This window comes from Sphingobium sp. B11D3A (assembly GCF_025961695.1).
GTDB lineage: Bacteria > Pseudomonadota > Alphaproteobacteria > Sphingomonadales > Sphingomonadaceae > Sphingobium.
In genome coordinates, this window is sequence record NZ_JAOQOE010000001.1 from 1961258 (window position 1) to 1987546 (window position 26289).

The window sequence follows — 26289 nt, forward strand, 5'->3', positions numbered from 1 at the left end:
TAGACAATGCACGCCCGGTGCGCCAACGGCTCGGCCCGGCCTTTCCAAAACGTTAAGAAACGGCGGTCAGGGATTGCACGAGCAGGACGGCGCGCAAGCTGGGCGCAACAGAGGAAGGCATGGCGGAACAGGATTTCAGGCGGCAGGAGTATATTTCCGGGGCGCTTATCGATTGGGAGCGGCGCGGCGCGGACCATGGCGTCATCCTGACGCTGCATATCGCCGAAAGCGGCATGCGCGGCGGCCATCACCGGGTCTCGACGGCACTCAACGACCGCCAGTTGCGCGCGCTGACCCGCGATCTCATGCGGGCAGCTCGTGCGCGTGGCCTCAGCATCGAATCGCGCACGCCGCTGCGCACGCGAATCTGGCGACGCCTCAAGTCGATCGTGAACTGAGCGGCGGTCAGCCCGCCCGGTCGATCAGCTTGCGAAATGCGTCGAGGAAGCTGCGGAAAAAATCCTCCGTCTTCTTGTCCGTCAGCCGGCCGTCATTCTCGAATAGCTTGGCCGCATTGCCGACATAAGCCTCGGGCTGCTGGAGGATCGGCGTATCCTGAAACACCAGCATCTGGCGCAGATGATGATTGGCGCCGAACCCGCCGAGCGCTCCGGGCGAGACGGTCATGATCGCCGCCGGCTTACCCATCCACACGCTCTGGCCGTAGGGCCGCGAGCCAACGTCGATAGCGTTTTTGAGCACGCCCGGCACCGAGCGGTTATATTCGGGCGTGACGAACAGCAGCGCGTCGGCCGGGGCGATCTCCTTGCGAAAGCGCGTCCACGCCCCGGGCGGGCTGTCGGTCTCCGCATCTTCATCATAATGCGGCAAATCGCCGATCTCGACGATCCGCAGCGCCATATCGCCATCGGCGAGGCGTGCCAGCTCCAGCGCTGCCTTGCGGTTATACGAGTCCTTGCGCAGACTGCCCACGATTACCGCGACATCGATCTTCCCGCTCATCACTGACCCTTTCATCTGGTTGCCATCCGGCGCGGCCAAGGCGCAGCCGTCTCACCTTCCTGAACGGCCCGACGAGGCACGCGTTCCCTGACACCTTCCCTGCAAGCTGCGCCTGCCGATCAGGAATCGCAACCGAACCGTTGCTCAAGCATTTCATCGCCCGGAACAAACAGAAGGAAGACGATCATGAAACAGCGCGGCACATTGATTCTGCTGCTCGGCGCGGCCCTCGCACTCCAGGCTTGCGCGACTGTCAAAGGCGCCGGCAAGGACATTGAATCGGTTGGTCAGGCCGGGCAGGAAGTGATCGACGGCAACTAAGCGAGAGTGACACGGGCGGCCTTGATACGGCCGCCCGATCCTTCAAGAGCCCGCCCGCCGACTATCAACGTCCCCAGCATCACAATTTGACGGCGGCATTGCCCCCATCCGCCCACAGCGCCGAGCCAGTCACAAAGCTCGCCATGTCGCTGGCCAGAAATAGCGCCGCCTGCGCGATTTCTTCCGGTTGGGCGATCCGCTTCATCGCGTGAAGACTTGCCGCCCAGGCCTGCTGATCGCCATCGCCTGCCATCCCGGTCGCTGTCCCGCCCGGCAATAAGGCATTAGCGCGGATCCTCTGCGCGCCATAATCGGCCGTAATGCCACGCACGAGACCAAGCAGCCCCGCCTTCGCCGTCCCATAGGCCGACATGCCCGGCAAGCCGGCGCTGTTGCCCACGAAGCTGCCGGTGAAGACAAGCGCGCCGCCGCCTTGTTCGAGCATGGCCGGAATCTGCGCGCGGGCGCCGAGGAAAGCCGCCGTCAGGTTGACCGCCAGCGCCTGCGACCAATCCTGCGGCGTGAGGTCTGCCAGCGGCTGCATCGTCCCGACAAGCCCGGCATTGTTGAACGCGATATGCAGCCCCCCGAAGGTCTCACAGGCGACCGCGACGGCTCGGCGGTGCGTCCCCTCCTCGCACACGTCGCCCGCGACGATGGCCGCCCGACCACCCTGCGCTCTGATGGACTCGGCCACGCTCTCAAGCGCCGCCTCGCGTCGGGAAACCAGCACGAGGGCCGCGCCCTGTTGCGCGAACAGCAGCGCAGCGGCGCGCCCGATCCCCGAACTCGCGCCAGTGATGATGGCGACTTTGCGATCCAGTAATGTCATGATCCAGCTCCATAAGTGGAGCCGGTCAGCTAGACGGAAGGCCGAACGGACGCGTCCCGTTTCTTGTGGTCAAACCCCTCCCGCGCGGCTCAGTCCTGCGCGGAAGGCTCGTCCCCATAATACAGCTCGCCGATGCGGATTTCCTCACGGCCTTGGGCGACCCGGTGCGCGTTGGTGTCGCGCAGCGAGAAGACGCAGCCGCAATATTCCTGCTGATAGAAGCGCTCGCGCTTGCTGATCTCGATCATCCGCGCCGCGCCGCCACCCTTGCGCCAGTTGAACGTCCAATATTTGATGCCGGGATAATGCGCCGCCGCGCGCTCCCCGCAATCGTTGATCTGGTTCATGTTCTTCCAGCGCGAAATGCCGAGCGAGGAGGTGATGACCGGAAAGCCATGCTCATGCGCGTAAAGCGCCGTGCGCTCGAACCGCATGTCGAAGCACATGGTGCAGCGCGCGCCGCGCTCGGGCTCATTCTCCATGCCCTTGGCGCGCTTGAACCAGTTCACCGTGTCATAGTCGGCATCCACGAAGGGAATATTGTGCTGCTCGGCAAAGCGGATATTCTCCTCCTTGCGCAGCAGATATTCCTCCTTGGGGTGGATGTTCGGATTGTAGAAGAAGATGGTGTAATCGATGCCGCTCGCGGTCATCGCTTCCATCACCTCGCCCGAGCAGGGCGCGCAACAGCTGTGCAGCAGCACCTTCTTCTCGCCATCGGGCGGCGTGATGACCGGGCGTTCGTAATCGAGGCTATTGGGGTTCGTCATGGCGCGCGCCCATAGCAGATCGCCGGGCGCGCGTCACCCGCTGTGCGGTGGGCGAGCGGACTGATCTATGCCTTAACCCCGATCACGGTTCGGCCTTCCCCCACGCCGTTCGGGCTGAGCTTGTCGAAGCCCCGTTCTTCTACCCTCGAGGCTGAGCAGAGAAGGACCGCCCTTGGACGGGCTCGGACGAACGGAGATCTTATGTCTCCTAATCCGCCCGACCGACCGACCTTCCTCTAAAAGGTCGAGGTCGTGGCACCGCCGTCGATAGTGAGGCTCTGCCCCGTGGTGTAGTTGGCAAACTCGCTGCAGAACATCGCCACGAACGCCCCGACATCCTCCGCATTGCCGAAGCGCCCGCTGGCGATCCGCCAGTCCCGCACGAACTCGGCGACCTCATCCTCATAGGTCGTGCCCTTGGCCTTCGCGCGGGCATTGAACTGGTCCTCGACTGTCGCGGTGTGGTGCATGCCCGGCAGCAGGTTGTTGATGACGACATTGTGCTTGGCGACCACCTTCGAGACGGCGACGCTGTAGTTCACCAGCGCCGCCCGCGTGCTGCCCGAGAGCGCCCGGATTTCGCCAGGATATTTCGCCGCCACCGTAGCGATATTCACCACCCGGCCCCATCGGCGCTCCACCATGCCATCGAGCACGCGGCGCATGAACTCGATGGGCGAGAGCAGCGAAATTTCGATGGCGCTCTGCCATTGCTCACCGGTGATCGCGCGATAGTCCGGCGTCATCGGCGGCGGGGCGCAGGTGCCGACGAGAATGTCCGGCTCCGGGCAGGCCGCCAGAATGCGCTCGCGCCCCTCGGCGCTGGCATGATCGGCGACGATTGGCAGGACCCGCGCGCCGGTCTCATCGGCAATCTCCTGCGCCGCGCGCATCAGCCGGTCCTCGCCCCGCGCCGAGATGAACACGTCCACGCCCTCGCGGGCCAGCGCCATCGCCGCGCTCTTGCCCATGCCGGCGCTGGCGCCATTGACGATCGCCTTGCGGCCCCTGATGCCCAGATCCATGGCTTGCCTCTCCTGTGTTTCTCGTTCGGCCCAGCCTAGCGTCGGCGAGCGGCTGACACCATCACACTCTCGTCATTCCCGCGGACGCGGGAATCCAGAGGCGCGATGGCAATGCGGCTGGGTTCTGGATTCCCGCGTTCGCGGGAATGACGGCTCAAGTTATTGGCGCTGCCCTCAACCCAAAGGCCGCCCACTTGCCGTTTCCGCCGGCATCGCTTGCGTCACGTCCCAATGCTCAACGATCATCCCGTCCTCGATGCGGAAGATGTTCATGACCGCGCTGCCGCCATCCTCCGGCCCCATCCGTCCGATGATCTGCACGGTGGCATAATCGCCATCCACCAGCACCCGCCGGACCTGAATCTCCGTGCCCGCCTTGGAGAAGACCGGCTCCAGCCATTTGAGCGCATTCTCGCGGCCGTCGGCGATGATCGGGTTGTGCTGGATATAATCCTCATGGACATATCGCTCAAAGGCTCGGCGGGGATCGCGCTGTTCATAGAGGATCGTCACGAAGTCGATCATCAACGCCCGGTTACGCGCCGTCAGCGCGACATGATCGGCGCTCCCGGCCTGTGCCGGATCGACGACCGCGCCCTGCGCGATCGCCCGATCCACCGGAAACAGCCCTGCAGAGGACTCCGCCATGTTCAGAGCACCGCCCAATAGTTGAACACGGACTTGGTCTTCTGCCGATCCGTCTTGCCGATGAACACGGTCCGGCTGAGCCAGCCATGCGGCCCTTCCGGTGCATCGAACTGCGGCGTCACCCGCATATAATATTCGGAGGGGTCGACCGGCTCATAATTCTGCAGGCGATCCAGCACTTCCTTGGGGCCATGGCGCACGCCGGTGTTGCGCAGCTGGATCAGCGTGCCGTCATCGGCCTCGATCAGGTAACGCGCATTGAAGTCGCAGGTCTGGTCCGGGCGGATGCTGGGCCAGTCCCCGCCGGTGTGGGGCACGATGCGTCCGTTGAGGCGCGGACCGGTGATGCGGCCACCGAGCACGCCGACATAGCCGCGCTCCAGCCCGTCCGTGGTCGGGCCGTAGCGAAAGCGGGGGCTCAGATCGATCTCGATGGTGAAGACATATTCCAGTTCAGGCGGTTGCATACCGGTTCCTTGCATGTGAGTGTGAACGGAAGGGATGGCGGCGCTCAAGCGAGCGGCGGTGGCTTGGCGTTGACCTTGCCGGAGACGAAATCGTCCTCGTCCGTCACCATGCGGACGCCATGGGTCTCGTATCGCAGCATCGAGGTGGCGAGAAAGCCGATGACGGCAAAGGCGGCGAGCGTGAGGAAGCCGGGCGTGATCGCGGCTTCCGTCGCCTGGGGCGAGAGCAGATTGCCGCTGCCGGCTATCAGCGCCAGAATGATGGGTCCGAGCAGCTTTCCGAAGCCGCTGACCATCTGGACGAGGCCGCCGCCCAGCCCGGCGAGGCGGACCGGGAATAATTCCGTCCCGTAAGGCGAGCTGTTGGAGGCCCCGCCATCGTAGAATAGCGATCCGCACATCAGGCACAGCAGGAACACGGGCACCCCGGCCACGAAATAAGGGTGCAGGAAGGCCGCCGCGCTGATCGTCACCGCCGTTCCGAACAGGCAGATGAGCGCGGAGCGCCAGCGACCGATGAAGTGCGGGGTGACCGTCCACAGCGCCCGGCCGGCGATGCCTGCGATGCTCACAAACACGAAATAGGCAGCCGCCTCGGCCGGCTGGATCTTGAGCAGCATGGTGAGCACCGTCGGTCCCCACAAGGCAACGCCGAAGCCCGCGATGCCGAGTCCCGAGCTGGTCGCCACGATCAGCCAGAAGCGGCCCGGATACAGCGCAATGTCGCGCAGGCGCGCACGGCGCACTTCCTTGGGTACGCGCGGCAGCGGGATCTGATCCTTGGGCAGATCGACATATTTGGCGAGCACATCATGCGCTTCGGTCGCGCGGCCCTGGGAGACCAGCCAGCGGACCGATTCCGGCACCAGAAAGTAAAGCGCGAAGGCGATGACCAGCGGGAAGAAACCGAGCAGGGCCAAGCCGCGCCAGCCGATGGTCGGCAGGAAATTGGCGACCAGCAACGAGGCCAGCAACACCCCGCCGGGCGCGATCAGGCCGCTCGCACTGGCGATCATGGTGCGCCAGCGCGTCGGCGCGATCTCTATCAGCAAGGTGATCTGCGTGCCGCCATAGCCCACCCCGACGATGAAGCGCAGGAACGCGAACAGCATCCAGCTCCCGTCCGGCACGAAGGCCGCGCAGCCGGCCGCCAGCGAATAGAGCACAATCCCGGAAATCAGTGCCGGCTTGCGCCCATAGCGGTCCGCGAACCAGGCGAAGGGCAGCGCACCCACCAATTGACCCACGCCCGCCGAGAGCAGCACGATGGAGACCTGGCCGAAGGTGAGGTTCCATTCCGGCCCGATGACGCTGACCAGAAAGCCGATGATGTAGAAATCGAAAAACTCGAACAGACCCTGCGTCATCAACAGGACGACGAGCAGCCAGTAGCGCGGCTTGAGCCGGGCCGATTCAAAGATGTCGATGCCATCCTGCTCGGGCAGGGCCGTCGCTGCGGCAGTCATACGCGACCACCCGCGTCCGCAGCCGGGCAGACAAGGATGCTCATCCTCAGGGCGCGCCTCTCCACATCTCTCGAGAGCGATATCAATCCAGACAGTGAGAATATGTTATCCATCTCGCTCATGCTCTCATCAGTTGGCCGTGGTGATGCGGGAGTAGATCGGGGTTTCCGGCGGCGCCCCGGTCTGCTGCCGGGCGTATGCCTTGCTCTGCAGATCGATCAGATGGGCGTGGATCGCCTGCACGTCGGCGCGCGTCAGCAGATCGTCCCAGCGCGGCATTCCGTTGGGCAGCAGCAGCCCTTCCAGCACGATCTGCTCGAACGCCTGATGCGCGCCCTCGCTCATGCGGGTCAGGCTCGGCAGCGGCGCGCGCGGCATGTTGGAATGGCAGATGGAACAGTTTTTCGAGAAGAGCACCCGTCCCTTCGCCAACCGATCGGCATCGGTGCCGGAGATCTGCAGGGGCGGCGCCGGGATCGGCCCCTCCGGCGGAAGATCCGGCGGGATCGGCACCGGCCCACCATCCAGCCGAAAGACCAGGATGCGATTGGCGTTCCCCTTGGCATAGGCCGCGGAATAATCGGGGACCAGTCCCCAGCCGCCCCCGCCCCAGCCGGTCTGCACCGCGATATATTGCACGCCCTTCACCCGGTAGGTCATGGGGGCGGCAAGGATCGAGCGACCGGTGTCGATCGTGCGCAGCACCTTGCCTGTATCCGAATCCAGGATGACCAGCTTGCCGGACAGCGTGCCGAAGATGGTGAGGCCGCTCTGGGTCGTGAGTACGCCACTGCGGTCCTGCCAGCCATCCTCGCGCGGATAGCTCCAGATCGTCCTGCCGGTCACCGGATCGACGGCGCGCACATCGGCCGCCCAGGGCTTGTCCTTCACCCATTGCCATTGCGGCAGATCGGTGATGGTCTTCTGCACATCCTTGGGCAGACCGGGGAGCGCCGCTTCCAGAAAGGGCGTGAAGATCGATTCCGTGCCCGCGTTCAGCGCCAGATTGCGGCGCGGCATCGTCAGATTGGCGGGCGGCACCATGATGAGATTACCCATGTCGAGAAAATGGGCGACGTACATCTTGCGCTGCGGATCATAAGCCGCGCCATACCAGTTGCGCGCGCCGGGCGGGGCCGGGAAGACCAGCTTGGGGCCGGCGTTGATGTCCGAATATTCCGGTGTGGCGATCGGCTTGCCGGTCTTGAGGTCCCAGCCCGATGCCCAGCTTGTGCGCACCATTCTGTGCACGGCGAGCGGCTTGCCCGTCTCCCGGTCCAGCATGAAGAAGAAGCCGTTCTTGGGCGTGTGCAGCAGCACGGGGCGCTCGGCCCCGTTCACGACCATGCGCGTCAGGATCATGGGCTGGACGGAGGTGAAATCCCAGTTGTCGCCCGGCGTCTCCTGAAAATGCCATTTCATCGCGCCCGTCTTGCGGTCGAGTGCGACCAGCGAACTCAGGTAGAGATTGTCCCCGCCGCCCGGCGAACGGATCGCCTGCGCATAAGGCCCGCCATTGCCGACGCCGATGATGACCTGATCGAATTCGGGATCGTAGGTGATCGCATCCCATGCCGTGCCGCCGCCGCCGATATCCCAGCGACTTTTCGGGTTCCAGGTCTTGAGCGCCGCCTCCAGCGCCTTGCTTTCCTGCGGCCCAAGCGCGGGATCGCGCGGTATGGTGTAGAAGCGCCAGACTTTCTTGCCGGTGCGGATGTCGAACGCGATGACATAGCCGCGCGTGTCATATTCCGCGCCGGCATTGCCGATGATGACGAGGTCGCCCGCCACTTCCGGCGCGCCCGTGCTGGTATAGGCCCGACTGCGATCGAGAAAACTGTCGGCCTTCCAGACGACCGCGCCGGTCTTCTGGTCGAGCGCATAAAGCCATCCGTCGAGCGCGGCGACGAACACTTTCCCGTCCGCCACCGCCACGCCGCGATTGGCCTGATCGCAACAGGCGTAGCGATTGACCTGCATGTCGACCTCGGGCGAGAAGGCCCAGAGTTGCCGGCCCGTTGCCGCGTCCAGCGCATAGGCCCGGCCGAGATTGCCGGACGTATACATCACCCCGTCGATGACGACCGGTGTCGCTTCCTGCACGCGGGTGGTGCCGAGATCATAATCCCAGGCGAGGCCGAGCCTACCGACATTGGTCTTGTCGATATCGGTGAGGCGGGAATAACGGCTTTCCGCCCAGTCCCCGCCCGGATTGTCCCAATCGTCGCCCGCACCGAACGGAGGCGGTCCCGCCATGCTGCCGGGTGGCGCGTTCGAGCAGGCCCCCAGCAGGGCAAGGCCCAGCAAAGCGCCAAGCAGGCTCGACACACCGGATGGCGGCACGGCAGGACGCCCGGGCACTGCTCAACCCATCTGCGTGACGGGGTTCACATATTCGGCAGCGCGGTCCTCCATGCACTCGTTCCAGATCTTGCGGAAGGTGAAGAGCCATTTGCCATCGACGCGGCGCAACTCGTCCTCATAATGGCCATAGCCGCCGACATAGGGCGTGCGCAGGCGGGTATCGTTGTCGATCTCGAACCAGAAGGAGCGGCTCCAGGCCTTGTCGCCTTCCACCTTCACGGTGATGTTGGTGATGAAGTGGCGCAGCCGCGGCGGGCGGGTCGGCTCCTCGCCCTTGCCGCGCCCCGAGAAGTAAGTGCGCATGCCCTTGCATTCCTCGCGGATCGCCTCGCGCCCGCGCACGATGCCGCCCGCCCAATCCAGCACGCCTTCCTCGGCGAAGGTGCCGGCGTAACCATCCGGATCCTGCCAATCGAGCGCGAACAGATAGCGCGCCTGCAGATCCTCGATTTCCGCGCGGTCGTCAGCGAAACTGGCCATGAACGTTCCTCTCCTCAGGTCTCAAATCTTGTTTTGGGCGCCGGAACTGGGGTCAGCCCCTAGCGCCGCCAGGGTGTCAGCGCCTTGCGGGTATCGTCCCAATGCTCCACCACCTTGCCATTGGCGATGCGGAACATGTCGAAGGCTTCGCCGGAGTAGGTCTCGCCGGGATTGTGCGGATCGGGCTGCGGCTGGGTCCAGATCACCACCACATAGTCGCCCTGCGCGATGGCCTTCTTCAGGGTCTTCTTGCCGGGCGGGATCATCGCGGGGGGCGGATTGCGGATCAGCGAGATCAGCTCCAGCACGCCCTCGCGGCCCTGCCGCACATTGGGATTATGCTGGATGTAATCCTCATCGATATATTTCATCACCGCATCGGGATCGGCGCGATTGATGACGCCATCCCACATTGCCAGCACCATCTCGATATTGGCCTGCTCGCGCCTGCGCTCGTGATTGATCCCGAGCCACCAGCTGATCGCGGCGGTCACGCCCACCAGCAGAAGGGCACCCAGCACTAGCGATATCTTCATCCTCTCACCTCTCCCCGACCCATGATCGTCCGATCCGGTGTCGCCAGCCGTCGCACACGCGCCGGACCGAATCGCACCCTCTCCGCGCGGCCGCCTGGTTCAGACCTCTGGCCCGACTCGGCGATCCGCATTTCCCCGCTCAACCGCTTCGCAACTAAATAGGAAACGGCATTTTTTTCTCATTGAACGGAACCAGCTTGCACTGAATGAACAAATTTGCAAGTTTCATCTCACGATTGCTAGACGATTCAGCAAAGAGTCGCGGCAGGAGCTTGGTTCACAGGAGAGGACAATGCTGCATCCCGGCTGCATCCGCGTGTCTCAGCGCGCCTTCCCATCGCGGAAGGCGATGCGATGAGCGATCCGTTCTCCACCGCACGCACCGGCAGCTTGTCACGGCGGCCACACATGGCCTTCTCGCGGCGCGGCTTACTCGGCGCTGGCGTCGGATTGATCGCCGCGCCCTCGCTCGCCGCCATCGGCGCGGTCGGTGAGCGGCCCATTCTTTCGACCTCGGCCGGCAAGGTGCAGGGCATTACCGAGGGCGCCGTTTATGCGTTCAAGGGCATTCCCTATGGCGAGCCGACGGGCAGCGCCGCACGTTTCCTCCCGCCTGTCCCACGCAAGCCCTGGAGCGATGTGCGCGACGCCTCGCGCTACGGGCCGCGCTGCCCGCAGCATGGCTTTCTCGGCGGTCCCGACACGCCCACGCATTCGGAAGACTGCCTTGTCGCCAATGTCTGGACCGGCTCGCTGACCGGCAGCAAGCCGGTGATGGTCTGGGTCCATGGCGGCGGCTGGGAAGTCGGTGGCTCGGACGATCCCGTCAGCAATGGCGCCTGGCTGGCGCGCAATCATGACGTCGTGATGGTCTCGATCAACCATCGCCTCAACGTCCATGGCTATCTCAATCTCTCGGAAGCGGGTGATGAGCGTTATGCGCTCTCCGGCAATGCCGGCGCACTCGACATTGCGCTGGCCCTCGCCTGGGTGCGCGAGAATATCGGCCAGTTCGGTGGCGATGCCGACCGGGTGATGATCTTCGGCCATTCCGGCGGCGGCCGCAAAATCAATGCGATGATGACGATGCCATCGGCCTCGGGCCTGTTCCACCGCGCCATCTCGCAAAGCGGCCCCGGCATCCGGCTCGACTCGCGTGAGGTCTCGCTCGACCGCGCCGACCGCCTCCTACACAAGCTCGGCATCCGCAAAGGCGGGCTCCGCCGGCTGGCGGACGTGCCGACCCGCACGCTCACCGCCACCGGCATCGAGGTGCGCAACGAGACCGGCCAGTTCCGTCCCTTCGTGGATGGGTTGAGCGTGGTCCAGCACCCGTTCCTGCCGCACGCGCCGCTGCTCAGCGCCGACGTGCCGATGATGCTCGGCACCACGATCGAGGAAACGACGATATTCCTCGGCCATGTGCCTTCTTACGACACGATGAGCGATGCGCGGGTGCTGGAGGAATCGCTGCGGTTCTTCCCGTCTGGCGAGGCGCCCAAGGCCATCGAGACCTGGCGGGGCATGTTCCCAGACCATAGCAACACCCGGCTGTTCGCACGGCTGACCACCGACCGGTCCTATCTGCTCGACGCGACGATCCAGGCCGAAAGCAAGGCCGCGCTCGGGCGGGCACCGGCCTATCTCTATCTGGTCGACTGGCCGACTGACATTGGCAGTCTGCACGGGGTGTCGCCCCATGGCATTGAGCTGGCCTTCACCTTCGGCAATATCGAGGCACATTCCGGCGTCGGCACGGTGACGCCCGAAGCCGATGCCCTGCGTGCCGCCATGTCCGGCGCGTGGACGTCCTTCGCGCGGACCGGCCGGCCGGACAATCCGCACATGCCGGTGTGGCTGCCCTACGAAACCTCGCTGCGGGCCACGATGCGCTTCGGCAAGACCGTTCGGCTCGAATCCGATCCGCTGGCCGCGCAGCGCAGCTACATGGCGCGCTTCGGCTCCGAGCAGCTCGGCGAACGCGAACCGCGCCCGCCCGGGCCTTGGATACGCTGATGAGGAGGGGCCGCTAATGAGTAGATCGCTAACGCCCGAGCGCCAGCCGCCCGCGCTCGATTTCGCCTTCGAGATCGAGATCGAGCTGACCAAGCGCTATCGCTACGGCCCCACCTTCTGGGGTGCCGAGCGCGGCTTTGTGGGCGTGGAAAGCGGCATCGTACGCGGCCCGCGCCTGAATGGGATCGTCGTCCCGCACAGTGGCGGCGACTGGCCGACCATCCGCACCGACCACACCGTCAAGTTCGAGGCGCGCTATCTGATCCAGGCGGATGACGGCACGATCATCGAGCTGCAGAACCGCGGCGTGCGGCATGGCAACAAGGATGTGCTGGCCCGGCTCCAGAATTACGAGGCCGTCGACCCGGCGGACTATTATGCCGGCGCCAGCCCGGTGTTCGATGCGCCGGAAGGCCCGCATGACTGGCTCTGCCGCACGATGTTCGTCGGCAAGATCGATCGCCGCGCCGACCGCGCGGTCTTCTCCTACTGGGCGGTGCTGTGATCGCGCGGCGATCCCTCACAGCTTGTAAGACCCTCGCTCTGGCGGGCCTGCTCGGCAGCGCCTCCGCTGCGCTCGCCGCCGATGAGGCACCCGCCTTTGCCGATCGCTGCGCAGCGGCCCGCGCCCTCCTGCCTGCCAACGTGACGCTCACCACACTCGAAACGGTGGCCCCCGCGCCGCACTGGCAGAGTCCCACCTCGCCGACATCGCCGAAAGGCGAAGCGGTGCGAGCGGACTTCTGCCGATTGGCCGGCATGATCGACGGCGACATCGGCTTCGAGCTCTGGCTTCCCCGCGATTGGAATCGGCGCCTGCTCGGCACCGGCGTCGGCGGCGAGGCCGGCTATTATAATTATGCCGATATGGCGCGCGGCGTGGAGCAGGGCTTTGCCGCTGCCTCCAGCGATACCGGCCATCGCCAAGGCGAGCGCTGGATCGACGATGCCCGCAAATCGGAAACCTATGCCCATATCGCCTATCACCGGCTGACACAGGTCTCCAAGGCGATCATCGATGGCTTTTACGGCGCGCCGGCCGCGCACGCCTATTTTCTCGGCTGCTCCGGCGGGGGACGGCAGGGCCTGCGCGAGCTACAGCTCTACCCCGGCGATTATGACGGCGCGCTCATCGGCGCGCCGGGTCTGGACGTGCCCCTGCTCGCCGCCCGGCTGCTGCATGTGCATCTGGCCCAGACGCAGAACGACGGCGTCGCGATCAGCGCGGCGGACTGGGATCTGGTCTCCCGCCGCGCCATTGCGCGCTGCGACGCGAATGACGGCGCGGCTGATGGCATCATCGACGATCCGCGCAGCTGCGCTTTCCGCGTCGAGGAGCTCGCCTGCAAGCCAGGCCAATCCAAAGACTGCCTTGCGCCCGCCACGGTCAGAACCATCGCGAACATCGTTGCACCGCTCACCGACAGCACCGGCAAGACCCATGATTTCGGTCTGCTGCCCGGCATCACGGCCCGCCCCGGCGGCCTGCCACCGCTGCCTGTCCAGATGTTCGGCCATGCGCGTCACAGTGCAGGCCGGGGCGACGCCGGCTGGGATCCGGCCAGCTTCGATCTCGCCGCCGATCTCGCGGCCGCCCGCAAAAGCTTCGCGACCATGGATGCCCGCAGCGCGGACATGCGGGCCTTCGCGGCGCGCGGGGGCAAGCTGATCCTCTATCATGGCTGGGCCGATGCATCCGTGCAGCCACTCTCCACGCTTGATCTCTTCGCGCGCATGGGCGCAGAGGCGGAGCAGGACCGCGACGCCTTCGCCCGGCTCTACATGGTCCCGGGCATGCAGCACTGCCGGGGCGGGGCCGGCGCCGACCGCTTCGGCGGATCGGAAGACCGCAGCGCGACCGGCAAGCCCGAGAGCGATCTGCTCGCGGCGCTGGTGGCATGGGTGGAGCAGGGCACCGCGCCCGGCGCGATCCTCGCCCGGCATGCGGACGCGAACGGGGCCGTAACGGCGGTCCGCCCGCTCTGCGCATGGCCCGCACAAGCATCACATTCCGAGGCTGCCGAGACCGGGCCAGCCGCCGATCTGCGCTGCGACAGCCATGCGCGGGGAGGCACGTAACGACACTCGCGACACCCTATGGATCGTCGCCTGAGCGACTCTGCCGGAGAGTGCGCGCCAGACACTGAAGAAGGAGGGGAAGAAGGGGGAGCAAGGCCCGATCCGGTTCACGCAATCGCGCAAACACAAGCACGAAGCCAGACCGCAGCGACCGGGCCAGGCCAGTTTTCAGACGACGTAAAATGACAAAATTCTGAGTCCAGACAGCCGATTTTTTCAAAATTCGAGTTGAGGGAGAGAGCCAATGATTTCCGAGTTTCTGAAAGGACGCGCGCGTGGCCATGTCCGCCTCGGTGGCATATCACGCATTACCCTAGCCGCCGCATTGTGCGTGCCCGCCAGCCTGTTCGCCAACGCGGCCGCCGCACAGACGGATGCCGCCCCGCAAGAGGGCGGCAAGACGGAAGACATCATCGTCACCGCCCAGTTCCGCTCGCAGAACGTGCAGTCGACGCCGATCGCCATCACCGCGCTGAGCGCGCAGCAGCTTGAGGCACGCGGCCAGACCAGCATCACCGAGATCGCCACCAAGGCGCCGAACGTGAACCTGCGCGAGAGCAATCCGCAGGGCCCGTCGCTGCAGGCCCATATTCGCGGCATCGGCCAGGCCGACTTCAGCCTCGCCTTCGAGCCGGGCGTGGGCGTGTATGTGAATGACGTCTATTATTCGACGCTCACCGGATCGGTGCTCGATCTGCTCGATCTGGAGCGGGTCGAAGTGCTGCGCGGGCCGCAGGGCACACTGGCGGGCATGAACTCCATCGGTGGCGCCATCAAGCTCTACACCAAGAAGCCCGATGGCAATGACGGCGGCTTCGTGGAAGCGACCGTTGGCAGCCTCAATCGCGTGGACGTGCGCGCTGCCGCCAACTTCACCATCGTGCCGGATCGCCTGTTCGCCCGCATCTCGGGCGTGTCGCGCAATCAGGATGGTTATGTGAAGGTCTATGACTTCGCCTGTACCCATCCGCAACTGGACGCGGTCTACAACATTCCCTCGCAAGCCGATGGCCGCAAGTGCCAGCTCGGCACGGAGGGTGGCAAATCCTATGTCGCGGCGCGCGGCTCCCTGCGCTGGGTGCCGACCGAGGATCTGGAGATCAACATCAGTGGCGACATTACCCGCGATGATTCGGAGGCCGCGCCGCAGACGCTGATCTTCGTCGGCACGGCCAACGCGACCAGCTACACGCCGGGCACGACGGGGCTGAACCTCAGCCGCAATTATCCCATGTATTCCACGGCCCCGACCAACGGCCTCAACCTGTGGAATCCCACGACCGGTACCTCGCCGTTCGTACCCTATTCGCCCTGGGGCGTGGCGGGAGACAGCTTCACCAAGAGCCCCTACGTCAATTACTCCACCTACTGCGATGCGCAGCCGGTGGATGGCTCCGCGCCCTATTGCTTCAAGTCGCAGAGCCGGGTGAATGGTTGGGGTGTCAGCGGCAACATCGATTACAGCTTCTCTGACAATCTCAAGCTGACCTCGATCACCGCCTATCGCAGCTTTACGGCCAACTGGGTGCAGGATTTCGATGCCACACCGCTCAGCAACGCGCTGATCGATTATGAAGCGACCAACTGGCAGTTCAGCCAGGAATTGCGCCTTGCCTCCAGCCTTTTCGACAACAAGGTCGATCTGGTCGTGGGCGGCTTCTACATCAATCGCTTCGGCACCTATCGCGGCACGATCAACCAGGGTCTGTTGATCTTCACCGAATATGACGAAATCCCCGCCACCAACTGGGCGGCCTTCGCCAACGCCTCCTGGCGGATCACCGACAAGCTCGAGCTGAACGGCGGCATCCGCTATTCCGAGGAGGAAAAGACGTTCCGCTTCTTCCGGGGCGGTCGTCCCGGCGTGCAGGCCGGCAACCCGGCGCCCTATTTCCCCTGCACGGTCAATGGCGTGAACTATGGCGTCGTCCACGTTGCGTTCTGCGGACTGAATGGCGCTGAGGGCGATTACAAGGGCAACAATGTCGATTGGCGCGCTGTGCTGCAATATCAGTGGACGCCGGACATCATGACCTATGCAAGCGTCGCCACCGGCTTCAAGGGTGGCGGCATCAATCCCCGTCCTTATACACCGGCGCAGGCGGTTCCGTTCGATCCCGAAAACCTCAAGGCGTATGAAATCGGCTTCAAGTCGCGGTTCTTCGATCGGCGCGCGCAGCTGAACGTCTCGGCATTCGTCAATAAATATTCGGACTTCATCGCGAGCGTCTTCTCCCGCGTGACGACCGCACCGAATGCGGGCTGCCCGATTTCGCCCAACGACCTGACCTGCTCCTACTTCGTCAACGCGGGCAAGGCGACGCTCAAGGGTCTGGAAGCCGAACTGTCGCTCGAGCCGGTCGACAATCTGCTCATCGATGCATCGGCGGCACTGCTGGACTTCAAATATGACCAGCTGTCGGGCTGCTCGCCGGCCCTCACGCCGACGACCTGCACGGCACCGTCGGGCGGTCTGGGCGCCGGCCTGCGTTACGGCATGACGCTGCCTTATGCGCCCAAGCGCCAGATCAGCGTCGGCGCGCAATACAAGTTCGATCTCGGTTCCACCGGTTCGATCACGCCGCGGCTCGACTGGAGCTGGCGTTCGCGGCAGCAGACCCTGACGGTGCAGAACAACGTGCTGTCCTATCTGCCGTCCTACGGTCTGCTCAACGGCCGCATTGCCTGGAACTCGGCGGATGATGACTGGCAGCTTGCCCTGCAGGTGACCAACATCACCAACAAGCTGTACTGGACCGGCATCGGCCCCAACAACAACTCGGGCACGGTGGCGGCCAATCCCGGCATGCCGCGCGAGTGGTCGCTGTCGCTCAAGCGCATCTTCTGATGCACCGGCAGGCGGCGGCGGGATGGCCATCATCCCGCCGCCGCCCCGGCCATTTCTCAAATCCCCCGATGAAGCCGGAGAGGCAGCAATGTTGAACAGCAGCAGCAAAGCCCTGATATCCCTCGCGCTCGGTGCGGCGCTGGCCACGACGGCCCCAGCGACCACCTCCACCAGCGGCGGAGCCGGCCCCTATCGGGTAACGATGACCGACGAGATTGACGGCCTCGATCATCACACCGTCTATCAGCCGGCCAATCTGGCCGCGCTCGGGGACAAGAAGCTCCCCATCTTCATCTGGGCCAATGGCGGCTGCGCGGACAAGGGCAATGCCTATCGCTACATGCTCGATCACATTGCCGCGCATGGCTATCTCGTCGTGGCGCTGGGCAAGATCGGTCCCAAGGGCGAGGAGAATAATTTCGGGCGCTGGCCGCGCGAATTCGGCATGCCGGAAACGCCGCCGCCGCTCGATGGCCCCACCGGCACGCTGCCGCACGAGATGAAGGCGGCGATCGACTGGGCAGTGGCGCAGAACAGCAAGGAGGGCAGCCCGCTCAAGGGCCGGCTCGATACCAGCAAGATCGGCGTTTCCGGCCATAGCTGCGGCACGCTGCAGGCGCTGGCGATGTCCTCCACCGATCCGCGCGTCACGACCACGCTGATGCTCAATGGCGGTGTGTGGAACATCGGCACCGGCGGCCTGCCCGGCGCGCCCGAGATCACCAAGAAATCGCTCGAGACGATCCACGGCACCATTGCCTATATTCATGGCGAGAAGGATAGCGCCCTGCCCAACGGCACGGACGACTTCTCGCGCATCAACGGCATCCCGGCGATGCTCGCGGTGCGCAAGGATGTCGCCCATTCCGGCACCTTCCTGCTCAAAAATGGCGGGGCTTACGGCACGGTGGCGCTGGCCTGGCTGGATTGGCAGCTCAAGGGCGATGCGCGCGCCGCGCGCTGGTTCGTCGGCGCGGATTGCACGCTCTGCACCGATCCGCGCTGGACGGTCCAACGCAAGAACTTCCCCTGAAGCCGCGCCGCAAATTGGCATTGCGCGCGACCGGGGTCCGGTGATTGCGAATTTACCGCCCACTCCCTAAGAGCCTGCGAAGCTGGGCTGCGCGGAGCGGGCGGGAAACGGCCGGCGCGGCAAGAAGGATGCGTGGTGATGGCAAAGGCCAGTGAAGCTCCCGAAATGACCGGCGCGATCGAGCGCGCGCTGCGGGCGCTCAAGTCTGTCGCCGAGCATGGCGAATTCACCCCGCGCGACCTCGCCGAGGATGTCGGCATCCCGACCAGCACCGCCTATCGCCTGCTGCAGTCGCTAGGCGCGATGAACTTTGTCGAGAAGTCGAGCCATGGCAGCTATCGCGTCGGCCGCGAGTTGGTGCGCCTCTCCTCCATGGTCGCCGCGCAATTCGATTATGGCGCCATTGCAAGGCCGTTCCTCGCCGACCTGTCGGATGCGTTTCAGGAGACCTGTGCCTTCGCGCTCTATTTGCCGAACGAGCATAGCTGCTCGATCATCGAGACGATCAACGCGCTCCACCCGCTCCAATATGTCGTGGAGACCTACAAGACCCGCGCGCTCGTCTGGGGCGCGCTCGGCCGCGCCATGCTGCCCTGGCTGGACGAGGCCGATGTACGCATCGCCATCGAGCGGCAAGGGCCGCCGCTGGAGGCGGGCACGCCGCCAATGACCTACGAGCTGCTGCAGACCGAGAATGAGCGGGTACGCAAGCAGGGCTGCTTCGTGGCAACCAGCCCCAGCGCGCTTGGCACCAATGGCACGGCGGCGCCGGTGTTCAATGCGCGCGGCCAGATCTTCGGCAGCCTTGGCGTCGCCATTCCCGCCGTGCGCTACGATGCCGAGATGCAGCCCAGCCTCAGCGCGGCCGTGATCAAGGCCGCGCGCGGCATGAGCGCGGCGCTCGGCCATGGCGGAAGCCGACAGCGCAAGAGCCTCTGACCGATAGGGACATGACGGAGAGGCCTCGCTGCGGGGTGGGGATGCGGCCCCGCGCGCTTAAGGCATCGTCGGGTTCGCCGTCTCCTCCGGCTTCCTGTCAGCAGACAGCAAAAGGCCCCGCCGGTCGTGCCAGCGGGGCCTTTTAAGTGCTTGGTCCGGTCAGGCCGGGCCGTAGAGGCCTCAGGCGGCTTCCAGCTCGTCCTCATCGGCGGTCTGCACCGGGCCGCTGTCCTGGCCCTTGGCGCTCTCGTCGCGGTCGACCAGCTCGATGATCGCCATCTGCACGGCGTCCGACGCGCGGATGTCCGCCTTGATGATGCGGGTGTAGCCGCCGGCGCGATCCTTGTAGCGCTCGGCCAGCACGTCGAACAGCTTGGTGAGCTGCGCGTCGTCGAGCAGGCGGGCATGCGCCAGACGACGATTGGAAAGGCCCCCACGCTTCGCGAGCGTGATCAGCTTCTCGACATAGGGGCGCAGTTCCTTGGCCTTGGGCAGCGTGGTCTTGATCTGCTCGTGCTTGATGAGCGCGGCCGCCATGTTGCGGAACATCGCGGTGCGGTGAGCGGAAGTACGCTGCAGCTTGCGGCCGCCATATCTGTGACGCATGAGTCCAGTCCTTCGTTCGTTATGGGGCCGTGCAAGGCACCCCGTACCAGGCGATGCATAACGGGCACCGCCAAAACCCGGCCTCCTGCAAGAAGGACTTGAAGCGCCGCCCTAAAGCGGGTTGGGGGCGAAGAGTCAAGGGAAAGCATTCTGTGCGTCAGCTGCGCAAATAGCGAATCCCGCGCGCAATCTCCTGACGCAAGGTCCTGTGAGCATGACAGGAGGTGCTACATGTCGTCTTGAAGAGATCGCACGCGACGGTTTGCTCGATCATGGCCCGCCTCTCGGCGCTCTCCCAGATATCTGCAATCGAAGCTTCGCGGACATTTCCGATCCGATTGAAGTTCCAGCAATGGATGACATCGCCGTTCGGGCGAATGTCGAGGCTACGTAGTCCCACCCTACATCGACCAACACCGTGACTGTTCGGACGACCCGAGAAATGATCAATCATCGCCAGCAGCTTGTCTGCGCTCGTTTCAATCGGTGCACCGGCGACTTTGCGCCTAATCAGGATGCCGACCACCGCCTCTAGTTGACGTAATTCTTCCGGGGTGGCCGGATAAAGTGCTTGGACATCAGACTGGCGCCAGAGACGTACCGGGGAAAAGTCGACAAACACGCCAACTTGCGTTTCGGCCCAATCTACCAAGTTTGGCAACGAGGTCATCGTTTGCCTGGTAACCGTCGGTTTCAGCCGGATGAGGAACCGGCTGTGCGTCCGCGTCCTCTCAGCGACCAGCCGCTCGACGCCCGCACGCACTTTTCCCAATGATCCTGCTACCCCTCGTAAGGAATCATGTTCGGCCGAAAGGGCGCTATCTATCGAGACATCAATGTTGAGAGGCTTTGCGGCGACGATATCCTGTACCCGGGCTTCGCTGAGGCTGGAGCCATTCGTGATGACGCCCCAGTCGATTCTTTCCTCGTGACAAAATGAAACCAAATCGAAAAACCACGGGACGATCATCGGCTCGCCGCCGATAAATTGGACCGCACAGCCGGGTGTGAAATCCTTCAACGACCGAAGAGCGTGCTTCCAAGCTTCCAGCGGCATTTCGTCCGTATAATGTTTCTGCCGCCAGTGCGCACAATAGACGCACCGATAATTGCATCGCTCGGTCAATGTCGCTTTGATGTCTGACGGGCGCGTGAAATTAATGCGCGATCGAAAAAACAATGCTTCGGTAAAGCTTCTACGCAACGCTTTGGCGCCAAGCCGGCTCAATGTTCCAATTTGCACAGGGCCTCACAGATTCGCTGGTGAAGTATGCAAATATCATTGAAATTTATAAACGTTGTACATTCAAAATAACACTTGCGTTGCACCTACATAGAAAAAGCCCCCACCTTGCGGCAGGGGCCTTTCTCATCATCCAAGCTGAACCGGGTCAAAGGTTCGCTTTGACCCCATGCTTTCAGCCCAAAAGCTCCTGCTCGAGCTTCTTGGCGATCTCTTCGATGTTCTCCGGCGGCCAGCCCGGGATATCCATCCCGAGGCGCAGGCCCATGCTGGAAAGCACTTCCTTGATCTCGTTGAGGCTCTTGCGGCCGAAGTTCGGCGTGCGGAGCATCTCGGCCTCGGTCTTCTGAACGAGGTCGCCGATGTAGATGATGTTATCGTTCTTGAGGCAGTTGGCCGAACGGACCGAAAGCTCCAGCTCGTCCACCTTCTTGAGCAGATAGCGGTTGATCTGGTTGGCATCGCCCTCGCCTTCGTCGGCCGCGGCACCGGCGCCTGCACCCGTGCTCGGGCCGGCGGTCGGCAGCGCATCCTCGAAGTGGACGAAGAGCTGCAACTGGTCCTGCAGGATGCGCGCGGCATAGGCCACGGCGTCCTCGGGGCTGACGGTGCCGTCCGTCTCGACCGTCAGGTTGAGCCGGTCATAGTCCAGCTCCTGGCCGATACGGGCGTTCTCGACCTTATACGCCACCTGGCGCACGGGCGAGTAGAGCGCATCCACCGGGATGAGGCCGATCGGCGCGTCGGCCGGGCGGTTGTTCACGGCAGGCACATAGCCCTTTCCGGTGTCGACGGTCAGCTCCATGTTGAAGCTGGCGCCTTCGTCCAGATGGCAGATCACCAGATCGCTGTTCATCACGGCCATGTCGCCGGTCACCACGATGTCACCAGCGGTGACGGTCGTGGGCCCGGTGGCGCTGAGCTGAAGACGGCGGGGGCCTTCGCCCTCCATCTTGAGCGCGATCTGCTTCACGTTGAGCACGATGTCGGTCACGTCTTCGCGCACACCGGCGAGGCTCGAGAATTCGTGAAGCACGTTCTCGATCTTGATCGCGGTGACGGCGGCGCCCTGCAACGAGGAGAGCAACACGCGGCGAAGCGCGTTGCCCAGCGTCAGGCCAAAGCCGCGCTCAAGCGGCTCGGCGACGAAGGTCGCGCGGCGTTTCGGGTCGCCCCCGGCCTTGATCTCGAGGCCATTGGGCTTCTTCAATTCCTGCCAGTTCCGGATGTTGACAGTCATGTATTTCCCCTGGGAGTTGGGCGGAGGACGGTGGAGTGCAGCTGCGATCCGGCCCCGGCCTTAGAAGGAATGGTCGGGCAGGGATGGGGTTTCCGCAAAGAAACCCCCGCCCTGCTCGTCGGGCCGAATCAGACGCGGCGGCGCTTGCTCGGCCGCACGCCATTGTGCGGGATCGGCGTGACGTCACGGATGGACGTGATGGTGAAACCGACGGCCTGCAGCGCGCGCAGAGCCGATTCGCGGCCCGAACCGGGGCCTTTGACTTCCACCTCGAGGGTGCGCACGCCATGCTCGGCGGCCTTGCGGCCGGCGTCTTCGGCGCAGACCTGTGCGGCATAAGGCGTCGACTTGCGGCTGCCCTTGAAGCCCATCATGCCGGCGCTGGACCAGCTGATCGCATTGCCCTGCGCATCGGTGATGGTGATCATGGTGTTGTTGAAGCTGGCGTTCACATGCGCGACGCCTGCCGAGATATTCTTGCGCTCGCGCCTGCGAAGCCGCTGGGGTTCCCGTGCCATCTGACTAACTTTCCTACTCGAAACTGGTTGAACCGGTGCCTGCGCCTGTTTCCGCAATTTCTGCGTCGCACACACCCTGCCATGCCTGTCCGCGCCGGGAGCATCGTCCCTTTGCCGGTCCCCATGTCGATCACCCATCTCGCTTCGGGCGCCGAATGATCGGCAGACCTGCGGGAAGAGGCGATCCCATGCGGGACCAAGACCTGAGCGCTAGCACGCTGCCGGGGCGGAGAGCGAGGAACCGGATGGTCCGGTGGTCTCGCCTTGCCCCTGCACGCCCCTGGCCTTGCGGGCCTTGCCGGGTCCGGCGCGCCCCCATTGGGCGGGCCTGCTACGGCGGGGACGTCTGGTCCGGACTGTTCTGGCGGGTGCGGATGCGATGTTTCAGCACATGCGCCCGGCGGAACAGAAGAAGCCGGATCGCTCCGGCGCCGGGCGGCTCGCGATGGCATGGCCGCAGCCATGCCAGCATCGCGCCATCCGGCCTTGCGTTACTTCTTCTTGCCGGCGATCGGCTTGGCCTTGCCCTTGCGGGTGCGCGCATTGGTATGCGTGCGCTGGCCACGGACCGGCAGGCCCTTGCGATGACGCAGGCCGCGATAGCAGGCCAGATCCATCAGGCGCTTGATGTTCATCGCGGTTTCGCGACGCAGATCGCCCTCGACCGTCAGGTCGGCGTCGATCGTTTCACGGATCTGCAACACTTCCGCGTCGGTCAGATCCTGAACCCGGCGGCTGTGATCGATGCCGAGCTTGTCGGCGATGCCCACGGCGGTCCGGGGACCGATGCCATGGATGTAGGTCAGCGCGATGATCACGCGCTTGTTGGTCGGGATGTTGACCCCCGCAATACGTGCCATATATCCTCCTGCTCCACAGGATGCTCTGGCGGGCATCCTATCTCGTAGCGTTGAACCCGGACGCGCAAAGCACGGCGAGCGCTCGCTCGCGCTGCCGTTGACCTTGTCGCATTGGGAACGGCGGTCGTTACTGCAACGCTCGTGCCCTGTCAACGGCAGGCCGGAACGGACCGCCTCTTTAACAGTATCAAAACCCCTGCCGGGTTCTTATGAGCCTTCCAGCCCGCCGCCCTGTCGCCCGTTTCCGAATCAGAGCCCCTTTTTCATGTCCCAAAGCGCTCCCACATCCTCGGTGACCACGCGACTCGTGAAGGGGGCCGGCTGGGTGATGACCTCGCAGGTCATCATCAACGCAGTGTCGTTCGCCTCGTCGATCGTGCTGGCGCGCCTGCTGATGCCGGAAGACTTCGGCCTGGTCGCCATTGCACTGGGGGTCAGCGCGGTCGTGACGGCCTTGACCTCCATGCCGCTGTCCGAGGCGCTCATCCAGATCAACGATATCGAGGACGATCACTTCCACAGCGCGTTCACGCTGGGCTTCCTCCGCGCGATGATGCTCACGCTGCTGCTGGCCGGGGCAGCCTGGCCGGTCGCGGCCATGTATGACGACAGTCGCCTGGCGCCGATCATGCTTGCGCTTGCGGGGCAGGCCTTCATCAGCGGCTTCTACAGTGCCCGCTGGCCGATGATCCAGAAGCAGCTCTCCTTTGCGCCGGATGCTATCGCCGGTGTCGTGACCCGCGTGGCGGCCGTTACCGCTTCGGTCGTGATCGCCTTTCTGTACCAGACCTATTGGGCGATCGTGATCCCGATCGTGTTGATGCAGTTCCTGAGCGTAGTGGTCACGCATCTCTATGCGCCCTATCTGCCGCGCCTCAGGCTCTCGAAGGTGCGCGAGATCTGGTCCTTCTCGATCTGGATGACTTTCAGCTCGGTGCTGACGACCGTCAACGCGCGCATCGACAGTCTCGTGCTGGGCGGTGTTCTGGGGCAGCGCGAAGTCGGATTTTACAGCTATGCCGATGAGAAGGCGCGGATGCCCACGCGCGAGCTCTCAACGCCGCTCATCCGACTGCTATTTCCCGGCCTCACCGCGGTACGGCACGATCCCGCCCGGCTCGCCGCGGCCTATCAGCGCACGCTGACCGTCATTTTCGCCGTCTGCGTGCCGGCTGGCGCCGGCTTCGGCCTGGTTGCCGACATGTTCGTTCACGTGTTGCTCGGTCCGAAATGGATCGAGATCATCCCGATCATGCAAGTGCTGGCCTTTACCTTCGCGTTCGAGAATCTGGTCACCGCTACCGCGCCGCTCGCGATGGCAATGGGCGCGACCCGCGCGCTGTTCGTTCGCGATCTCATGACCTTTGCATTCCGCGTGCCGCTTATCATCACCGGGCTTCTGCTGTTCGGCATAACGGGGCTGTTGGGCGCGCGCGTGCTGTCCACCCTCGCCTCTGTCCTGCTCAACATGCTGCTCGCCAAGCAAATCGTGCATGTCAGCATCCGCCGTCAGTTTCTCGGCTGCGCGCGCACCTTTGTCGCCGTGGGCGGCATGTGCGCGGGAGTGATCGCCTTCAAGATGGCCCTGCCCGCCCATGTCGCGCACAGCGTGTCCGGTTTGCTGGCGACGATTGCGGTCGGCGGTGTGGCTTATATCGCCTGCCATTTGGGCGTGTGGATCCTGCGCGGACGGCCTGCAGGGCCGGAAACGGATCTGATCGCCATCTTCAGCGGCGTCCTGCGCAAGCTGGGACGGTTCAAAAGACCCCAGCCCGGATTGTCCGAGCGATAAGACGCAGGCTTAGCCGGCCGAGGCGGTCCCTGCCGTCAATCGCTGCAGCAGCATTTCGAGCTTGGGGCCATCAAGATGGCTCTTGATCGCAGCGAAGGCACGCTCGGCAATGGCCCGGCATTCGTCGGGCCGCTTGAGCAAGTCCGCGACGACATCCTCCAGGTCCGACAGATCCCAACGCACCGGCACATAGGTTTCCCCGGCCCGGTAGATGTCGCAGAAGGTTTCCAGATGGCTCATGTCGGGCTTCACCAGCACGGCACCGGTCAGCACCGCCTCCAGATCGCGCCAGCAGATCTCGCCAAAACCGAACGGGCTGAAGCACAGCTGCGACTGGTCCATCTCGCTCATGAACGCGGCCCGATCGACCCGGCCCTGCCACGCCACCAGATGGCGCGCGGCAAGGGCTCGCACGGCCTGCTCGGCCTCGCGGCGCATGATCACATACCAATGGGTGCGCTCACCCGCGTCGACGCGACCCTCGGCGTGCAACTGCGCCGGTGCGAGCGCGAAGCGCGCGTGAACGTCAATGGGGCGGGGACCGCTGGGGATCGCCTGACGCTGCTCGAACGCCTTGAGCAGCACCGGCGCGGTCGCAAAAGCCGGCGCCAGCACGAGGCGGTCGACGATGTCCGGCCGACAGCGCCAGTTCGGCTCGTCCACGATCAGCCCGGCCTTGTCGCTGTAATAAGCCGCGAGATTGGTATGCGCTGCTTGAGGGACACGATAATGATCGCGATCCAGCATCAGCGATTTCTTGGCATAGAGATCGACATAATCCGCAACCCGGTCGGCAAAGCGGACATCGGTCGGCGCGAACCAGTCGAGATAGGTGATCGGCGCGTGCGGATTGGCGGACTTGACCCGCTCCAATACGCGCTCGAGTTCGCCATCCGGCAACACATAAAAGGACTGGATCAGGATGGCGGACGCGTCCTTGATCAGATGCTCCGCATTTTCCGCCGGATAGGGCACGGCGCGGAACGCATAGCCCTGTCGGGCAAAGCGATCCGCGTCATGATAGAAAGGGTAGATTTGCGGCCAGGCGATCTGGTCATCGGCATAGATGAACAGAATCCGCGTCTGGGCCTGGCGAGGGAAGCGGCGCGCGAGATGGGACCGGATGACAGGCTTGACCGGATCGTAGCGGCGCCTTCCATCATCCAGAAGGCTTATCACCCGCGCTTCGATCCCCGTCACCACTATCGCTCCGTCCTATTTGCGCCCAGCGCACCAGCCTCGT

25 protein-coding genes are annotated in these 26289 nt (G+C 64.3%); 9 read left to right on the forward strand and 16 right to left on the reverse strand.

Going from position 1 to position 26289, the window contains the following annotated elements; all coding sequences use genetic code 11:
- Window positions 1-119: 119 nt before the first annotated feature.
- Complete coding sequence (locus tag M2332_RS09285) at window positions 120-398, forward strand: hypothetical protein (RefSeq protein ID WP_181558398.1); 279 nt, start codon at window positions 120-122, stop codon at window positions 396-398.
- 7 nt (window positions 399-405) lie between these two features.
- On the opposite strand, the gene M2332_RS09290 is transcribed toward M2332_RS09285, so the two are convergent.
- Window positions 406-963 (reverse strand): NADPH-dependent FMN reductase, encoded by a 558-nt coding sequence (locus tag M2332_RS09290; RefSeq protein WP_264573832.1) that lies wholly within the window; start codon window positions 961-963, stop codon window positions 406-408.
- Window positions 964-1149: 186 nt separating this feature from the next.
- Between M2332_RS09290 and M2332_RS09295 the strand changes: the two genes are divergently transcribed.
- On the forward strand, window positions 1150-1284 hold the full coding sequence (locus M2332_RS09295) for an entericidin A/B family lipoprotein (protein ID WP_181558396.1): 135 nt from the start codon (window positions 1150-1152) through the stop codon (window positions 1282-1284).
- Window positions 1285-1363: 79 nt separating this feature from the next.
- On the opposite strand, the gene M2332_RS09300 is transcribed toward M2332_RS09295, so the two are convergent.
- The 9 genes from M2332_RS09300 to M2332_RS09340 form a co-directional block, all read right to left on the reverse strand.
- The gene (locus tag M2332_RS09300; protein WP_264573833.1) at window positions 1364-2116 is read right to left on the reverse strand and encodes an SDR family oxidoreductase; all 753 of its coding nucleotides are present in this window, start codon (window positions 2114-2116) and stop codon (window positions 1364-1366) included.
- Window positions 2117-2205: 89 nt separating this feature from the next.
- Window positions 2206-2886 carry an epoxyqueuosine reductase QueH gene (locus M2332_RS09305; protein ID WP_264573834.1) on the reverse strand — a complete coding sequence of 227 codons (681 nt, stop codon included), beginning with the start codon at window positions 2884-2886 and terminating at the stop codon, window positions 2206-2208.
- Window positions 2887-3122: 236 nt separating this feature from the next.
- The gene (locus M2332_RS09310) at window positions 3123-3911 is read right to left on the reverse strand and encodes an SDR family oxidoreductase (RefSeq protein WP_264573835.1); all 789 of its coding nucleotides are present in this window, start codon (window positions 3909-3911) and stop codon (window positions 3123-3125) included.
- 174 nt (window positions 3912-4085) lie between these two features.
- Window positions 4086-4559, reverse strand: coding sequence for a nuclear transport factor 2 family protein (locus tag M2332_RS09315; RefSeq protein WP_264573836.1), 474 nt, complete (start codon window positions 4557-4559; stop codon window positions 4086-4088).
- Window positions 4560-4561: 2 nt separating this feature from the next.
- Complete coding sequence (locus M2332_RS09320; RefSeq protein WP_181558391.1) at window positions 4562-5026, reverse strand: DUF3237 domain-containing protein; 465 nt, start codon at window positions 5024-5026, stop codon at window positions 4562-4564.
- A gap of 44 nt (window positions 5027-5070) precedes the next feature.
- Window positions 5071-6492: an MFS transporter gene (locus M2332_RS09325; RefSeq protein WP_264573837.1), complete on the reverse strand. Its 1422-nt coding sequence runs from the start codon at window positions 6490-6492 to the stop codon at window positions 5071-5073.
- 129 nt (window positions 6493-6621) lie between these two features.
- Window positions 6622-8853, reverse strand: coding sequence for a PQQ-dependent dehydrogenase, methanol/ethanol family (locus tag M2332_RS09330; protein WP_264573838.1), 2232 nt, complete (start codon window positions 8851-8853; stop codon window positions 6622-6624).
- Window positions 8854-8856: 3 nt separating this feature from the next.
- A complete protein-coding gene (locus M2332_RS09335) occupies window positions 8857-9336 on the reverse strand; it encodes a nuclear transport factor 2 family protein (RefSeq protein ID WP_181558389.1) in 480 nt (159 codons plus the stop codon).
- A 59-nt stretch (window positions 9337-9395) separates the two neighbouring features.
- A complete protein-coding gene (locus M2332_RS09340; protein WP_264573839.1) occupies window positions 9396-9872 on the reverse strand; it encodes a nuclear transport factor 2 family protein in 477 nt (158 codons plus the stop codon).
- Window positions 9873-10226: 354 nt separating this feature from the next.
- Between M2332_RS09340 and M2332_RS09345 the strand changes: the two genes are divergently transcribed.
- The 6 genes from M2332_RS09345 (at window position 10227) to M2332_RS09370 (ending at window position 18787) form a co-directional block, all read left to right on the forward strand.
- Window positions 10227-11888 (forward strand): carboxylesterase/lipase family protein, encoded by a 1662-nt coding sequence (locus M2332_RS09345; protein WP_264573840.1) that lies wholly within the window; start codon window positions 10227-10229, stop codon window positions 11886-11888.
- A gap of 16 nt (window positions 11889-11904) precedes the next feature.
- Entirely contained in the window at window positions 11905-12393 is a 489-nt protein-coding gene (locus tag M2332_RS09350) for a DUF3237 domain-containing protein (RefSeq protein WP_264571798.1), read from the forward strand.
- Window positions 12390-13967 carry a tannase/feruloyl esterase family alpha/beta hydrolase gene (locus M2332_RS09355; RefSeq protein ID WP_264573841.1) on the forward strand — a complete coding sequence of 526 codons (1578 nt, stop codon included), beginning with the start codon at window positions 12390-12392 and terminating at the stop codon, window positions 13965-13967. Before M2332_RS09350 ends, M2332_RS09355 begins: the two co-directional genes overlap by 4 nt.
- A gap of 244 nt (window positions 13968-14211) precedes the next feature.
- The gene (locus M2332_RS09360) at window positions 14212-16815 is read left to right on the forward strand and encodes a TonB-dependent receptor (protein ID WP_264573842.1); all 2604 of its coding nucleotides are present in this window, start codon (window positions 14212-14214) and stop codon (window positions 16813-16815) included.
- Window positions 16816-16903: 88 nt separating this feature from the next.
- On the forward strand, window positions 16904-17848 hold the full coding sequence (locus tag M2332_RS09365) for a hypothetical protein (RefSeq protein WP_264573843.1): 945 nt from the start codon (window positions 16904-16906) through the stop codon (window positions 17846-17848).
- Between the two features lie 138 nt (window positions 17849-17986).
- The gene (locus M2332_RS09370; RefSeq protein ID WP_181558382.1) at window positions 17987-18787 is read left to right on the forward strand and encodes an IclR family transcriptional regulator; all 801 of its coding nucleotides are present in this window, start codon (window positions 17987-17989) and stop codon (window positions 18785-18787) included.
- A 180-nt stretch (window positions 18788-18967) separates the two neighbouring features.
- Here M2332_RS09370 and rplQ read toward each other — a convergent pair whose 3' ends face one another.
- The 5 genes from rplQ to rpsM all read right to left on the reverse strand — a co-directional run bounded on the left by rplQ (window position 18968) and on the right by rpsM (window position 23254).
- A complete protein-coding gene (gene rplQ / locus M2332_RS09375) occupies window positions 18968-19393 on the reverse strand; it encodes a 50S ribosomal protein L17 (protein WP_181558381.1) in 426 nt (141 codons plus the stop codon).
- A gap of 157 nt (window positions 19394-19550) precedes the next feature.
- A complete protein-coding gene (locus M2332_RS09380) occupies window positions 19551-20621 on the reverse strand; it encodes a radical SAM/SPASM domain-containing protein (protein ID WP_264573844.1) in 1071 nt (356 codons plus the stop codon).
- A gap of 190 nt (window positions 20622-20811) precedes the next feature.
- A complete protein-coding gene (locus M2332_RS09385; RefSeq protein ID WP_181558380.1) occupies window positions 20812-21876 on the reverse strand; it encodes a DNA-directed RNA polymerase subunit alpha in 1065 nt (354 codons plus the stop codon).
- 128 nt (window positions 21877-22004) lie between these two features.
- Entirely contained in the window at window positions 22005-22394 is a 390-nt protein-coding gene (gene rpsK, locus M2332_RS09390; RefSeq protein WP_014077853.1) for a 30S ribosomal protein S11, read from the reverse strand.
- A 491-nt stretch (window positions 22395-22885) separates the two neighbouring features.
- On the reverse strand, window positions 22886-23254 hold the full coding sequence (rpsM, locus tag M2332_RS09395) for a 30S ribosomal protein S13 (protein WP_181558379.1): 369 nt from the start codon (window positions 23252-23254) through the stop codon (window positions 22886-22888).
- 292 nt (window positions 23255-23546) lie between these two features.
- On the opposite strand from rpsM, the gene M2332_RS09400 reads away from it, so the two are divergent.
- The gene (locus M2332_RS09400) at window positions 23547-25046 is read left to right on the forward strand and encodes a lipopolysaccharide biosynthesis protein (protein ID WP_264573845.1); all 1500 of its coding nucleotides are present in this window, start codon (window positions 23547-23549) and stop codon (window positions 25044-25046) included.
- Window positions 25047-25055: 9 nt separating this feature from the next.
- On the opposite strand, the gene M2332_RS09405 is transcribed toward M2332_RS09400, so the two are convergent.
- Entirely contained in the window at window positions 25056-26246 is a 1191-nt protein-coding gene (locus M2332_RS09405; protein WP_264573846.1) for a glycosyltransferase, read from the reverse strand.
- Window positions 26247-26289: the final 43 nt, after the last annotated feature.

Coding starts and splice junctions, on each gene's coding strand:
- M2332_RS09285 (WP_181558398.1), top strand. CDS start 120: ATGGCGGAACAGGATTTCAGGCGGCAGGAGTATATTTCCGGGGCGCTT.
- M2332_RS09290 (WP_264573832.1), bottom strand. CDS start 963: ATGAGCGGGAAGATCGATGTCGCGGTAATCGTGGGCAGTCTGCGCAAG.
- M2332_RS09295 (WP_181558396.1), top strand. CDS start 1,150: ATGAAACAGCGCGGCACATTGATTCTGCTGCTCGGCGCGGCCCTCGCA.
- M2332_RS09300 (WP_264573833.1), bottom strand. CDS start 2,116: ATGACATTACTGGATCGCAAAGTCGCCATCATCACTGGCGCGAGTTCG.
- M2332_RS09305 (WP_264573834.1), bottom strand. CDS start 2,886: ATGACGAACCCCAATAGCCTCGATTACGAACGCCCGGTCATCACGCCG.
- M2332_RS09310 (WP_264573835.1), bottom strand. CDS start 3,911: ATGGATCTGGGCATCAGGGGCCGCAAGGCGATCGTCAATGGCGCCAGC.
- M2332_RS09315 (WP_264573836.1), bottom strand. CDS start 4,559: ATGGCGGAGTCCTCTGCAGGGCTGTTTCCGGTGGATCGGGCGATCGCG.
- M2332_RS09320 (WP_181558391.1), bottom strand. CDS start 5,026: ATGCAACCGCCTGAACTGGAATATGTCTTCACCATCGAGATCGATCTG.
- M2332_RS09325 (WP_264573837.1), bottom strand. CDS start 6,492: ATGACTGCCGCAGCGACGGCCCTGCCCGAGCAGGATGGCATCGACATC.
- M2332_RS09335 (WP_181558389.1), bottom strand. CDS start 9,336: ATGGCCAGTTTCGCTGACGACCGCGCGGAAATCGAGGATCTGCAGGCG.
- M2332_RS09340 (WP_264573839.1), bottom strand. CDS start 9,872: ATGAAGATATCGCTAGTGCTGGGTGCCCTTCTGCTGGTGGGCGTGACC.
- M2332_RS09345 (WP_264573840.1), top strand. CDS start 10,227: ATGAGCGATCCGTTCTCCACCGCACGCACCGGCAGCTTGTCACGGCGG.
- M2332_RS09350 (WP_264571798.1), top strand. CDS start 11,905: ATGAGTAGATCGCTAACGCCCGAGCGCCAGCCGCCCGCGCTCGATTTC.
- M2332_RS09360 (WP_264573842.1), top strand. CDS start 14,212: ATGATTTCCGAGTTTCTGAAAGGACGCGCGCGTGGCCATGTCCGCCTC.
- M2332_RS09365 (WP_264573843.1), top strand. CDS start 16,904: ATGTTGAACAGCAGCAGCAAAGCCCTGATATCCCTCGCGCTCGGTGCG.
- M2332_RS09370 (WP_181558382.1), top strand. CDS start 17,987: ATGGCAAAGGCCAGTGAAGCTCCCGAAATGACCGGCGCGATCGAGCGC.
- rplQ (WP_181558381.1), bottom strand. CDS start 19,393: ATGCGTCACAGATATGGCGGCCGCAAGCTGCAGCGTACTTCCGCTCAC.
- M2332_RS09385 (WP_181558380.1), bottom strand. CDS start 21,876: ATGACTGTCAACATCCGGAACTGGCAGGAATTGAAGAAGCCCAATGGC.
- rpsK (WP_014077853.1), bottom strand. CDS start 22,394: ATGGCACGGGAACCCCAGCGGCTTCGCAGGCGCGAGCGCAAGAATATC.
- rpsM (WP_181558379.1), bottom strand. CDS start 23,254: ATGGCACGTATTGCGGGGGTCAACATCCCGACCAACAAGCGCGTGATC.